The organism is Pantoea sp. UBA5923, from assembly GCF_002431095.1.
GTDB lineage: Bacteria > Pseudomonadota > Gammaproteobacteria > Enterobacterales > Enterobacteriaceae > Pantoea > Pantoea piersonii.
In genome coordinates this window covers 85019-98341 of record NZ_DJDN01000004.1, presented here as the reverse complement: position 1 = coordinate 98341, position 13323 = coordinate 85019, and the positions used below count along the sequence as shown (strand labels likewise).

Sequence of the window (13323 nt, the reverse complement as noted above, 5' to 3'; positions counted from 1 at the left end):
CTTTTTTACGTCTGTCGATCGCTGAAATTTACCCTTAAATTTGCTTTAACCTGCCTTTTTATCGCCTGATCTTTGCCTCTTACGCTTTGTTTGCCGTTTTTAGCTGAAACATTTTCATTTATCGCATGAAGACTCGACATCATCATATCGCCAGGTTATGGTTAGGCATCTGGATGTCTAAACGTATATACGGTTGTAAAGAGGAAAGCCGCACATGCCAATCAGGGTTCCCGACGAATTACCGGCAGTAAATTTCTTGCGCAATGAGAACGTCTTTGTGATGACCTCATCGCGCGCCAGTGTTCAGGAAATCCGTCCGTTAAAAGTTTTGGTGCTCAATCTGATGCCGAAAAAGATCGAGACGGAAAACCAGTTTTTGCGACTGCTCTCCAACTCGCCCTTACAGATCGACATTCAGCTGCTGCGTATCGACAGCCGCGAATCGCGCAACACTCCGATGGAGCATCTCAACAACTTTTACTGCAACTTTGATGATATTCAGCACGATAATTTTGACGGACTGATTGTCACCGGCGCGCCGCTTGGCCTGGTAGATTTTAACGATGTCGCTTACTGGCCGCAGATCCAGCGCGTGCTGCACTGGGCGAAAGAGCATGTGACCTCAACGCTTTTTGTCTGCTGGGCAGTGCAGGCGGCGCTGAATATTCTTTACGGCATTCCCAAGCAGACGCGTCAGAACAAACTGTCGGGCGTGTATGAACATCATATTTTGCATCCCCACGCGCTGCTGACGCGCGGCTTTGACGATAACTTTCTCGCGCCGCATTCACGCTATGCTGATTTCCCGACGCAGCTGATCGCGGATTATACCGACCTGGAGCTGTTCGCCGAATCTGAGCAGACCGGCGCCTATCTGATGGCCAGTAAAGACAAACGTCTGGTTTTTGTTACCGGCCATCCTGAATATGACGCGCTCACTCTGTCAGGCGAATACCACCGGGATTACGAGGCGGGCCTGCAGCCGGAAGTGCCTTTTAACTATTTCCCCCAGGACAATCCGGAACTGCCGCCGCGCGCGACCTGGCGCAGCCACGGCAACCTGCTGTTCTCCAACTGGCTAAACTATTATGTTTACCAGATTACGCCATTCGATCTGCGCCGCATGAACCCTACGCTGGAGTAATCCCGCAGCAGGATCGCTCGCATAAGTTTTACGTCCCAGCCGCGTATTCGTCGCGGCTTCCTCCCTTATGAAAGTTATGCCAGTATGACGCGCTGGTATTTTAGCCAGCAGACTGAGCTGAATGAGGCAAGAGTGAGCAACAGAATCGAAGCGCTGCATCAGCAGCTCGCGCAACGCATCATGGTGCTGGATGGCGGCATGGGCACCATGATCCAGAGTTATAAACTGGACGAGCACGATTTTCGCGGCAGTCGTTTCGGCGACTGGCCCTGCGATCTTAAAGGCAACAACGATCTTCTGGTGCTCAGCAAGCCCGAGGTGATCCGCGAGATCCACCTCGCTTATCTGGAAGCGGGCGCGGATATTCTGGAAACCAATACCTTCAACGCCACCACGATCGCCATGGCGGATTACCAGATGGAAGCGCTCTCGGCGGAGATCAACTACGAAGCCGCCCGGCTGGCGCGCGCCTGCTGTGACGAATGGACGGCGAAAACGCCGCATCGTCCGCGCTACGTCGCTGGCGTGCTTGGCCCAACCAACCGCACCTGTTCGATCTCGCCAGACGTGAACGATCCCGCTTACCGCAACGTCACCTTCAACCAGCTGGTAGAGGCGTATCGCGAATCGACACGCGCGCTGGTTGAGGGCGGCGCGGATATCATCATGATCGAAACGGTATTCGATACGCTAAACGCCAAAGCGGCGATCTTCGCTGTGCAGACCGAGATGGAAGCGCTGGGCGTCAACCTGCCGCTGATGATCTCCGGTACGATTACCGATGCCTCAGGCCGCACGCTCTCCGGCCAGACAACGGAAGCCTTCTACAACTCGCTGCGCCACGCCGAACCGTTGTCGTTTGGCCTCAACTGCGCCCTTGGCCCGGATGAGCTGCGCCAGTATGTGGCAGAGATGTCGCGTATCGCCGAATGCTACGTCACGGCGCACCCTAATGCCGGACTGCCCAATGCCTTTGGTGAATACGATCTTGATGCCGACGTGATGGCCGACCAGATTGGCGAATGGGCGCGCGCCGGTTTCCTCAACATTATCGGCGGCTGCTGCGGCACCACGCCGCAGCATATTAAGGCGATGGCGGATATTGTCGCAGGCGTTGCGCCGCGCAAACTGCCTGAGCTTCCGGTTGCCTGCCGCCTCTCCGGGCTTGAGCCGCTCAATATCAGCAGCGAGACGCTGTTCGTCAATGTAGGCGAACGCACCAACGTCACCGGCTCGGCTAAGTTCAAGCGACTGATCAAAGAAGAGAAGTACAACGAAGCGCTGGAAGTCGCGCTGCAGCAGGTACAGAGCGGCGCGCAGGTTATCGATATCAATATGGATGAGGGAATGCTCGACGCCGAAGCGGCGATGGTGCGTTTCCTTAACCTGATCGCCGGCGAGCCAGATATTGCGCGCGTGCCCATTATGATCGACTCCTCAAAATGGGAAGTGATCGAGAAAGGTCTGCAGTGCATTCAGGGCAAAGGCATCGTTAACTCGATCTCGATGAAAGAGGGCGAGGAGATCTTTATCCACCATGCGCGGCTGGTACGCCGCTACGGCGCGGCGATGGTGGTAATGGCCTTTGACGAGACGGGCCAGGCGGATACGCGCGCGCGCAAAATCGAGATTTGCCGCCGCGCCTATAAAATCCTTACCGAGCAGGTCGGCTTTCCGCCGGAAGATATTATCTTCGACCCGAATATCTTTGCGGTCGCCACCGGTATCGACGAGCACAACAACTACGCGATGGACTTTATCGGTGCCTGCGAAGATATCAAGCGCGAACTGCCGCATGCGATGATCTCCGGCGGCGTCTCTAACGTCTCCTTCTCCTTCCGCGGCAACGATCCGGTGCGCGAAGCCATTCACGCCGTGTTCCTCTATTACGCTATCCGCAACGGTATGGATATGGGGATCGTCAACGCCGGGCAGCTGGCGATTTATGACGATCTGCCTGCCGAACTGCGCGACGCGGTAGAGGATGTGATTCTCAATCGCCGCGCTGACGGCACCGAGCGTCTGCTTGAGCTGGCGGAGAAATATCGCGCCAGCAAAGGCGACGGCGCAGAGGATAAGCAGCAGGCGGAATGGCGTAGCTGGGACGTGGTGAAGCGTCTGGAGTACTCGCTGGTTAAAGGCATCACCGAATTTATCGAGCAGGATACCGAAGAGGCGCGTCAGGCATCAGCGCGTCCAATTGAGGTGATTGAAGGCCCGTTAATGGCGGGAATGAATGTGGTGGGCGACCTGTTCGGCGAAGGAAAGATGTTCCTGCCGCAGGTAGTAAAGTCGGCGCGCGTCATGAAGCAGGCGGTGGCTTACCTTGAGCCCTATATTCAGGCCAGCAAAGAGGCGGGCCACAGCAACGGCAAAATCGTGCTGGCCACGGTCAAAGGCGACGTGCATGACATCGGTAAGAATATTGTCGGCGTCGTGTTGCAGTGTAATAACTACGAGATTATCGACCTCGGCGTGATGGTGCCGAGCGACAAGATCCTGAAAACCGCCATAGAGCAGAAGGCGGATATTATCGGGCTGTCGGGTCTGATCACGCCGTCGCTGGATGAGATGGTCAACGTCGCCAAAGAGATGGAGCGTCAGGGCTTTACGATACCGTTGCTGATTGGCGGCGCGACGACCTCGAAGGCGCATACCGCCGTGAAGATTGAGCAGAACTACAGCGGCCCGACGGTTTACGTGCAGAACGCCTCGCGCACCGTCGGCGTGGTGTCATCGCTGCTGTCGCCGACGCTGAAAGAGGACTTCGTGGCGCGTACGCGTAAAGAGTACGACACCGTACGTATTCAGCACGCGCGTAAAAAACCGCGCACGCCGCCGGTTTCGCTACAGGTGGCGCGCGATAACGCAGTCCCTATCGACTGGGAAAGCTATACGCCGCCGCCGGCGCATCGTCTCGGCGTCAGCGAAATATCGGTCGGCATCGATACGCTGCGCAACTACATCGACTGGACGCCGTTCTTTATGACCTGGTCGCTGGCGGGCAAATATCCGCGCATTCTTGAAGATGAAGTGGTAGGCGAAGAGGCGAAGCGTCTGTTTGCCGACGCTAACGCTATGCTGGACAGCCTCAGCGCGCAAAAAACGCTGACGCCGCGCGGTGTGGTAGGCATCTTCCCGGCCAACCGCGTCGGGGACGATATTGAGGTTTACCGCGATGAGAGCCGCCGCGAGGTGATTGCCGTCAGCCATCATCTGCGTCAGCAGACGGAGAAAACCGATTTCCCCAACTACTGTCTGGCGGATTATGTCGCGCCGAAGTCGAGCGGCAAGGCGGACTATCTGGGCGCTTTCGCCGTGACCGGCGGCCTTGAGGAGGATGCGCTGGCGGAGGCGTATGACGCGCAGCACGACGATTACAACAAGATCATGGTTAAAGCGGTGGCCGACCGTCTGGCCGAAGCCTTCGCCGAGTATCTGCACGAGCGGGTGCGTAAGGTGATCTGGGGCTTCGCCGCCCATGAGAACCTGAGCAACGATGAGCTGATCCGCGAAAATTATCAGGGCATTCGTCCTGCGCCGGGCTATCCGGCCTGCCCGGAGCATACCGAGAAAGCGGCCATCTGGCAGCTGCTGGATGTGGAAACCCATACCGGCATGAAGCTCACCGAATCCTTCGCCATGTGGCCTGGCGCGTCGGTTTCAGGCTGGTACTTCAGTCATCCCGACAGCCGCTATTTCGCAGTGGCGCAGATACAGCGCGATCAGGTGGAAGATTACGCGGCGCGTAAAGGTATGGCGGTAAGCGAGGTAGAGCGTTGGCTGGCGCCGAACCTGGGGTATGACGCGGATTAAAAAAGGGTGCTGGAAGCGGGTGACGGTAGCCGATCGCAAAGGTATTCCTGCTCGCTCCGCGCAGAGATGCACCTCATCTCTGAGGTGCGTCCCTGAACGGGCCAGCGCGCTGCGTTGTTCAAAACGCGCCTGGCGTTTTAGCCCTGGCGCGTTCTGCTCCTTTCAGCCGCTTTAGCTGCGGTGCCCTCTGCCTGCTTAGTTAAAGCGCGCGTCGCGATCGGACGTCAGGTCATAAAGCTGATACTTACGGCCCAGCATCTGTCCGCCGTCACGCGTCAGCGGCACCCAGTTGACCTGCGCGCGGCCGCGCGTCGGCGTAACGGTAAAGAGATCCAGTGGAATCGACAGATAGAAACCTTTGGTGAAATCCCCTTCGCCATACTGCTCTGACGACACGTTGGTTTTGGTGGCATAGACGCCAACCATTACGCCGCTGTCGAAGCGCTTCGAAACGTCAAGCGTGACGCCCTTGTCCTTCGCCAGATATTGTCCGACGCTCGCCTTCACCAGCAGATCCTGCATAAACCACGGCCGCCAGTAAGCCGTAACATGGCCAGTCGGCGCCTTGTAGTTGGTGAACTGCATCATGTTGTCCCAGTCGCGCTGGCGCACATAGTTGGCGTCAACGCCAAAGGCCCAGTTGCTGTCGACCGGACGGTAGAGCAGCTCGCCGCCGACGCCGCCATACATCGTCTCAAGGTAACCGCCGTACATCTGGCCGTAAAAGCCGTTGCCGAGGTAGCCCATGTAGTTGGCCTGCAGATCGTTTACGTAGACGTTGTTCTCGACATAGTCGCGGATATGAGTACGCACGCGCGGCAGGGTGGAGTCGGCGGGCGCGCCGTTATAGTTGAACTTGTCGTAGTTATTGGCGAGGTTGCCGAACAGGCTGCCGCCCACCAGCAGATGATCGGTAAACCAGTAATCCAGGTTGCCCATCACGCCGACCTGATACATATAAAAACTTTCCGGTCCGCCGACCGACTGGTTCAGCACCGGCGACAGGCTGTAGTTGAGCCGCTCTTTACGAATAAAGAATCCCTGCTCGGTCTCGCCCGCATCGACCGGGTTCTCACGCGTCTGGCGCAGCGGCTGCTCCTGGCCGAGCGGATACCCTTCCAGCTGATTGCGCAGGCTGCTTACGTCGGTGCGCGTCGTTACCTGCGGCATATTGAAGCGCGACTCGGTGACCTCGATGGTCTCGATGCCTGCCGGCAGATTATTCATGATGATGCGGTTGGCGCGATCGACCCCTTCACGCGTATCACGATATTTAGTCTGCTCGCCAGAGACAAACAGCGTGCTGCCCCTGGTCTGAATGCGCGGCCCGTTCAGCCCGGCGTTGTACTTCAGGTCGGTCAGCTGGCTGGCGACAACGGTCGGCTCCAGCATGCGCTCCTGCGGATGAGGGCGGTAATCGGGCTTCGCGCTGTCGATATGCGCCTGATGCAGATCGTTGAAGTTGGTGCGCACCGTCACGCCGAACATAAAGGTATTGCCGCGCTCATAGCTGGCGTTGATATCAGCCCAGTCGGTGACGCGGTAAATCGCGCCGACGTTGACCTTGCTGCGCTGGTCGAGCCTGCCAGCGAAATCATCCTGATAGTTGTTGCCTTCATACTCCAGCTTAAGGCGCAGCGGCTGCCACGGCGTCTGATACTCTACGCCGCCGAAAAGCGCCGACGGGCCGTGAAACATCTGCGAGCCGTTGATCGAGCCGGCTTCGCCCACGCCGGGACGCTGACAGTAGCTGTCGCTGTAGGAGCAGAAAGGGTTTTTAACTGTGCCGCTGTTGCCGAGGTAGCCCCAGCCGAGTCCGAGCGTAAAGTCGAAAGGCCCCCAGGCTTTGCTCGCCACCAGATATTCGCTGTCGAACAGGCCGGTGCCGCCGAGATCGCGCGTGCCGAAAGCGATTTCCGGCAGCCAGTAGCTCTCTTTCAGCAGGCGCAGCTTGAGGTCGAATGCCTTGTCTTTGTAGCTCTGGTTGCCGCTGAAACTCTCTACGGCGCTGTAGCGACGCGTGCGGACGTCGGTATAACGCACCGTGGTCTCCAGCCAGGGCAAGAGCTGCAGCGAGGCGGAGTAGTAGCGGTACTGATCGTTGTCGCGAAAGTTAAGGCTGAACTCACCCTCGCGTGCCATACGCGCAGTCGGCACCTGCAGCAGACCGACGCCGCCGAAATCTGACTGCGACGGCCCCACCGGATCGGGAAAGGTATCGGCCTGCGCCTGGCATGCGGCGGCCACGGAAACAGCCAGCAGGCTGAAAAGAAGTCGTTTATTCATCACTCTGGCACCCGGTGAGTCAGAACAGAAATCATGCGCTGGTTCAAATCGTCATGCGCAGCAGGCAGGCTCCATGAGGAGAAGCCAAGCCAGATAATGCTGCCGGGCGCGACCTCCGTATGACGCTGGTTCCAGTAAGCCACCGGCACGCGCTGCGTCTCACCGGCGGGTGAGATCACCGTGGCGTAGCTGTTTTCCGCGCCGGAAAGATGCTCGTGTCCCGCCAGATAGCCGCGTACCGTCTGGCCAGGCTGCCAGCTGACCTTGCCTGCGCCGCTTAGCGCGCCCAGCACCCATACGCTGTCGGACTGCGGCGTCAGCCAGAGATCGTAACGGCCCTCAAGACGACGGTTGGCGTCGGAATGCAGACGGATCCAGTCAGGATCGAGCGAGACGAACTGGCGGCCCGTTACCGCGATCGCGCTGAGCTGGCGCGCGACTTCACCGATGGCGGCGGCGCGATCGCCGCTGCTTTGCGCCTGCCAGGCGCGGAGATCTGCCAGCGTTTGCTGCTGCTGTCGCTGGGTGATGGCGCTGGCGTTTCGTTCGGCGATTACCGCGCCGTCCCACCAGGCTTTGTCGATAAGCGCAGGCTGCGTCACCAGCTGCGCCAGGTTCTGTACGTTGTCGAGCGTGGCGCTGCCCTGCGCGGTATGCACCGTCACCTGTCCCGCCGCCCACGCGGCGCTGCTGCCGGCCAGCATCAGCCCGGCCAGCAAAGAGAGTGTTGTTTTCATGATTTCGCCGGCTTCAGAAGGGTAGTAGCAACAGGGAAGTCGTCCGCAGCCAGCATCTGGCGCGCCTGCACCACTTCGCCGCTGCTGTTATCGATCCAGAAGGTGTTTTCCCAGGCGCGGCCGGTGGCTGCGATGCGCGCCTGCTCGGTCCAGACGCGACAGGCGACGCGGCGGCCCGCCAGCGTCAGCACCTCATCAGTGCCGCGCGCGAAGCGGGAACTTACGGCAGCGGCGCGCGTCTTGCCGTTTTCGGTCCACTGCACGATACGCGTCCAGTTAGCGCCGTCGCGCAGATGCAGCGCGTCCGCCAGCGGATCCTGCGGCAGATTACTGACCTGCTGCAGGTTATCCGGCAGGCCCAGGGTTTTCACCAGGCGGCCGTGGCGGGTCACCAGCATGGCGTTATCCTGAGTAATCCACTTCTGCTGGCCGTTTTCGTTATAGCCCAGCACGACGAAAATCTGCGGGCCTTCATTAATACGGGCATAGAGGCTGGCATAGGGCAGATCGGCGATCTGCTGGTCGGTTTTAACTACGTCATCGGGGCCAGACACCGCCATCATGACGGTCTGTTCCAGCCCTTTTTGCGTCTGCGTGCAGGCCTGCAGCAGCAGGCAAGCCAGCAAAAAAGGAAGTTGGCGCACTGTGTGTCCCTGTAAAAGAAGCCAAAGCAAAAAATAACCACACGACTGTGTGGTTATGTTTAAAGGTGCTACATCAACGAGTGGTGCTCGTTGTGGTCGTGGTTGTTGTACCGGTATTCGCACCGTCACCACCGCCAGAGGCAGCGATGCCGACACCGACTAATGCGCCGAGCGCGCCGATACCGACAGCGGTTGAGGTACCGGCGGAGATTGCTCCCGCCTGCGCGCCCGCTGCGGCACCCGCTTCTTCCGGGGCGGCAAAAGCCACGGAATGCGCTGCGACGTATAGTACGGCTGCTCCGGCAACCATGATTTTTTTCATACAGCTTGTCCTGCATTGAGTGAATGAAGGATGTACCCATTTCGGGCGCGTTCAGTATAGGGCAACAAATTACCAGAGTTCAGCGTGGGAAAAAGCGGTGGGAAAGGGTGTTAGTTTTTGGCTAAAAAGGAGACTAAACAGCGATAACCCCTTTTTTCTTCGCAATATTTACGGCAGGACGGAATTAATTGCTGTCATGGAATTAAATGCAAAGCGTTTTTTACTTTTTTAGTAATAAATGGGACGGAAACGCTATTATCAGATTTTGCCTAGCGAGCTAAAAATAAAATTCCTTTGAAAAACAGCGGCAAGGGAAAAGGTGAAGAGGAAATAAGGGCCATTTTAAACGCGAGAAGGGCGGGGTTTTTAACTGCATCTTCAGAGCAATCTCAACTCAATTTAAGAATTATCCCGTCTGGCTTGCGCATATTATCGACGAAAAAGCGTTTATTTTCTTCGCTGCGGCAATAAAAAGGCGGCCGCATGGCCGCCATAAAGAGATTCAGCGCTAATTAACGCCAGGACTTATAGCGATTAATTAAGCCATTAGTGGAACTGTCGTGGCTGTTAATCTCTGCGCTGTTTTCCAGCTCAGGCAGAATACGGTTAGCCAGCTGTTTGCCTAACTCTACGCCCCACTGATCGAAGGTGAAGATATTCAGGATAGCGCCCTGAGTGAAGATCTTATGCTCGTAGAGCGCAATCAGCGCGCCGAGGCTATAGGGCGTAATCTCGCGCAGCAGGATTGAGTTAGTCGGGCGGTTACCTTCGAACACCTTGAACGGCACAATGTGCGCGACCGACTCAGCGGATTTACCGGCATCGGTAAACTCTTTCTCTACCACGTCGCGTGACTTGCCGAACGCCAGCGCTTCGGTCTGGGCGAAGAAGTTAGAGAGCAGCTTCTGGTGATGGTCCGCCAGCGCGTTATGGGTGATAGCCGGCGCGATAAAGTCGCAGGGAACCAGCTTGGTGCCCTGATGGATCAGCTGATAAAACGCGTGCTGACCATTGGTGCCCGGCTCGCCCCAGATAATTGGGCCGGTCTGGTAATCCACCGGATTGCCGTCGCGATCGACGTACTTACCGTTAGATTCCATATTGCCCTGCTGGAAGTAGGCCGCGAAGCGGTGCATGTACTGATCGTAGGGCAGGATCGCTTCGGTCTCGGCGCCGAAGAAGTTGTTGTACCAGATGCCAATCAGCGCCAGCAGCACCGGCAGGTTCTGCTCGGCTGGCATCGTGGAGAAGTGCTGGTCCATCGCATGCGCGCCGCTCAGCAGCTGTTCGAAGTTGTCGAAGCCGATAGAGAGGATAATCGACAGGCCGATGGCCGACCACAGCGAGTAGCGTCCGCCGACCCAGTCCCAGAACTCAAACATATTGGCGGTGTCGATGCCAAATTCGCCCACCGCTTTCGCATTGGTGGAGAGCGCGGCGAAGTGCTTCGCGACATGCTGCTGATCGCCAGCGGTTTTCAGGAACCAGTCGCGCGCGCTATGGGCGTTGGTCATGGTTTCCTGGGTGGTAAAGGTTTTTGACGCCACTAAAAACAGCGTGGTTTCCGGGCTGAGATCTTTCAGGGTTTCTGCGATATGCGTGCCGTCTACGTTAGAGACGAAGTGCATATTCAGGTGGTTCTTATAAGGGCGCAGCGCCTCCGTCACCATAAACGGGCCGAGATCCGAACCGCCGATGCCGATATTCACCACGTCAGTGATCGCTTTGCCGGTATAGCCTTTCCACTCGCCGCCGATAATGCGCTCTGAGAAGTGCTTCATCTTCTCCAGCACCGCGTTCACTTCCGGCATCACATCTTTGCCGTCTACCAGAATCGGCGTGTTGCTGCGGTTGCGCAGCGCAACGTGCAGTACGGCGCGATCTTCGGTGCGGTTGATCTTCTCACCGGAGAACATCGATTTAATGGCGCCGCTCAGGTCGGTCTCTTTCGCCAGCGCCTGCAGCTTGTCCAGCGTTTCCTGGGTGATGCGGTTTTTCGAGAAATCCACCAGCATCTGGTCGTCAAAGGTGGCGGAGAATTTAGCAAAACGATCGGCATCTTGAGCGAACAGCTCGGCGATAGTCACCGATTTCATCTGCTCAAAATGCTGTTGCAGCGCTTTCCAGGCTGCGGTTTGGGTCGGATTGATATTTTTCATGGCAACACTCTTGTTGATTTAAGAACCGTCATTCCATCGTGGGTAACCACACCCATATAGCGTTTCAGTATGACAACTGTATCCACTGAAAGGAAAAATTTTGTCGGCGTTATCACCTTTGCGCCTGGCGTCAGCAATCTCCGCGCCTGAAAGCGCGCGCCGCTTCAGCCTGTTGCCGCGGGGATTTTCAGACCAGGCGGCGCGTATTGTGCCGCTAACTTAGCGTCTGAACCTTGTGCCGAATCAGAATAAACTGGTGCCGGGCAGGCCATTTAACGCTCAGAGCGCAGCAAATCGCTGACAGACGTAGACAGCAAGCTTATGACCCGGTATTTTTATGCGGCTACTTGCGCACCTGTGCGCAAGCCAGAAGAGGCGCGTCGCCCAGGCAGTGTGTTGGAGGAACCGTATCCGGGGATAACACATCAGGGGGAGCGACGCCGAGGTGGTCAACACACGGAGTGTTGCCTGTCGGCTGCAGGGGCTGAATCCCCTGGGTTGTCACCAGAGGCGTCCACAGTCGGTCGCTTCGCAAGGTGAAGTGCTTCTGGGTGACTCGTCTCCTGATCTTGTCTGCCCAATTCTGCTCTTCCCTTGTGCCAAGGCTGATACAATGTCTCCCGTCCCATACACGCGGGAGAAGATAACCTGACACGAGGTCGTACATGTCTCAAACTCTGATCGTGGCGAAATTTGGCGGCACCAGCGTTGCCGATTTCGATGCTATGAACCGCAGCGCCGATGTGGTGCTGGCCAATGCTGACACGCGTCTGGTGGTGCTCTCCGCATCAGCGGGCGTGACCAACCTGCTGGTCTCGCTGGCGGAAGGCCAGGAGCAGGCGCAGCGCGCTTACCTGCTGGACGAGATCCGCCGCATCCAGTATGCGATTGTCGAGCGTCTGCAAAATCCCGCCGTTATCCGTGATGAAATCGACCGCATGATCGAAAACATCACCATGCTTTCCGACGCCGCCTCGCTGGCGACCTCTAACGCTCTTACCGACGAACTGGTCAGCCACGGCGAGCTGATGTCTACGCTGCTGTTCGTGGAGATCCTGCGCGAGCGTCAGGTCGAGGCAGAGTGGTTCGACGTGCGTAAAGTGATGCGCACCAATGACCGTTTCGGCCGCGCCGAGCCGGAGATCGCGACGCTGGCCGAGCAGGCCGCCGCGCTGCTGAAGCCGCGTCTGGATCAGTCGCTGGTGATCACCCAGGGCTTTATCGGCAGCGAGCAGAAGGGCCGCACTACCACGCTGGGACGCGGCGGCAGCGACTATACCGCTGCACTGCTGGGCGAGGCGCTGAAAGCGGCGCGCGTGGATATCTGGACCGACGTGGCAGGTATCTATACCACCGATCCGCGCGTTGTCCCGTCCGCCAAGCGTATCGACGATATTACCTTCGAAGAGGCGACCGAGATGGCGATCTTCGGCGCAAAAGTGCTGCATCCGGCGACGCTGCTGCCGGCGGTGCGCAGCGACATCCCGGTTTTTGTTGGCTCCAGTAAAGATCCGGCCGCTGGCGGCACGCGCGTCCATCGCGAAACTGCCAACCCGCCGCTGTTCCGCGCGCTGGCGCTGCGTCGTCGCCAGACGTTGCTGACGCTACATAGCCTGAACATGCTGCACTCGCGTGGTTTCCTCGTTGAAGTGTTCACGATTCTGGCGCGCCATAATATTTCCGTCGATCTGATCACCACCTCGGAAGTGAGCGTGGCGCTGACGCTCGACACTACCGGCTCGACCTCAACCGGCGACAGCCTGCTGACCCAGGCGCTGCTGACGGAGCTTTCGTCGCTCTGCCGCGTCGAGGTGGAAGAGAATCTGGCGCTGGTGGCGCTGATCGGCAACAACCTTTCCAGAGCGCGCGGCGTCGGCAAAGAGGTCTTCGGCACGCTGGAGCCCTTTAACCTGCGTCTGATTTGCTACGGCGCCAGCAGCTACAATCTCTGCTTCCTGGTGCCGGGAGAAGATGCGGAAAGCGTAGTGCGCGCGCTGCATAAAAACCTGTTCGAATAAGGATCCGCCCGGCGGGATCGGATCTCTCTGGTGCGATCCACCGCCTTTTAGCGCATAAGCCAGCGTATCTCCGGCACTATCTTGCGGATCGGCAGCAGTCGATCCGCATTTTCCTTTCTGGCCCTTACTCCGCCTTACGCTCCGATAACGAAATGTTATGATCCCGGTCCGCCGACGCACCCGTTCCTGCGTCGCGT

The 13323-nt window shown here is 57.9% G+C and carries 8 protein-coding genes and 1 riboswitch; of the genes, 3 read left to right on the top strand and 5 right to left on the bottom strand.

Going from position 1 to position 13323, the window contains the following annotated elements:
• Nucleotides 1–214: 214 nt before the first annotated feature.
• Nucleotides 215–1144, top strand: a complete 930-nt coding sequence (metA, locus tag B3797_RS00550) for a homoserine O-acetyltransferase MetA (RefSeq protein WP_311783343.1) — start codon at nt 215–217, stop codon at nt 1142–1144.
• A gap of 132 nt (nt 1145–1276) precedes the next feature.
• Nucleotides 1277–4960, top strand: a complete 3684-nt coding sequence (metH, locus tag B3797_RS00545; protein WP_311790075.1) for a methionine synthase — start codon at nt 1277–1279, stop codon at nt 4958–4960.
• 195 nt (nt 4961–5155) lie between these two features.
• Here metH and B3797_RS00540 read toward each other — a convergent pair whose 3' ends face one another.
• The 5 genes from B3797_RS00540 to pgi all read right to left on the bottom strand — a co-directional run bounded on the left by B3797_RS00540 (nt 5156) and on the right by pgi (nt 11108).
• On the bottom strand, nt 5156–7246 hold the full coding sequence (locus B3797_RS00540) for a YjbH domain-containing protein (protein WP_311783341.1): 2091 nt from the start codon (nt 7244–7246) through the stop codon (nt 5156–5158).
• On the bottom strand, nt 7246–7983 hold the full coding sequence (locus tag B3797_RS00535) for a capsule biosynthesis GfcC D2 domain-containing protein (protein ID WP_311790074.1): 738 nt from the start codon (nt 7981–7983) through the stop codon (nt 7246–7248). Before B3797_RS00535 ends, B3797_RS00540 begins: the two co-directional genes overlap by 1 nt.
• Complete coding sequence (locus B3797_RS00530) at nt 7980–8627, bottom strand: YjbF family lipoprotein (protein WP_311790073.1); 648 nt, start codon at nt 8625–8627, stop codon at nt 7980–7982. The genes B3797_RS00535 and B3797_RS00530 overlap by 4 nt, the downstream gene beginning before the upstream one ends.
• Nucleotides 8628–8700: 73 nt before the next feature.
• Entirely contained in the window at nt 8701–8949 is a 249-nt protein-coding gene (gene yjbE / locus B3797_RS00525; protein WP_033749135.1) for an exopolysaccharide production protein YjbE, read from the bottom strand.
• Nucleotides 8950–9461: 512 nt separating this feature from the next.
• Entirely contained in the window at nt 9462–11108 is a 1647-nt protein-coding gene (pgi, locus tag B3797_RS00520) for a glucose-6-phosphate isomerase (RefSeq protein WP_311790072.1), read from the bottom strand.
• A 362-nt stretch (nt 11109–11470) separates the two neighbouring features.
• A riboswitch (Lysine riboswitch) is annotated at nt 11471–11663 on the top strand.
• Nucleotides 11664–11773: 110 nt separating this feature from the next.
• Between pgi and lysC the strand changes: the two genes are divergently transcribed.
• Nucleotides 11774–13126 (top strand): lysine-sensitive aspartokinase 3, encoded by a 1353-nt coding sequence (lysC, locus tag B3797_RS00515; protein ID WP_120455142.1) that lies wholly within the window; start codon nt 11774–11776, stop codon nt 13124–13126.
• The last annotated feature ends 197 nt before the right edge of the window (nt 13127–13323 follow it).

Bases quoted from the DNA above. Each gene is read 5' to 3' on its own strand.
- metA (WP_311783343.1), top strand. From the start codon at position 215: ATGCCAATCAGGGTTCCCGACGAATTACCGGCAGTAAATTTCTTGCGC.
- B3797_RS00540 (WP_311783341.1), bottom strand. From the start codon at position 7,246: ATGAATAAACGACTTCTTTTCAGCCTGCTGGCTGTTTCCGTGGCCGCC.
- B3797_RS00535 (WP_311790074.1), bottom strand. From the start codon at position 7,983: ATGAAAACAACACTCTCTTTGCTGGCCGGGCTGATGCTGGCCGGCAGC.
- yjbE (WP_033749135.1), bottom strand. From the start codon at position 8,949: ATGAAAAAAATCATGGTTGCCGGAGCAGCCGTACTATACGTCGCAGCG.
- pgi (WP_311790072.1), bottom strand. From the start codon at position 11,108: ATGAAAAATATCAATCCGACCCAAACCGCAGCCTGGAAAGCGCTGCAA.
- lysC (WP_120455142.1), top strand. From the start codon at position 11,774: ATGTCTCAAACTCTGATCGTGGCGAAATTTGGCGGCACCAGCGTTGCC.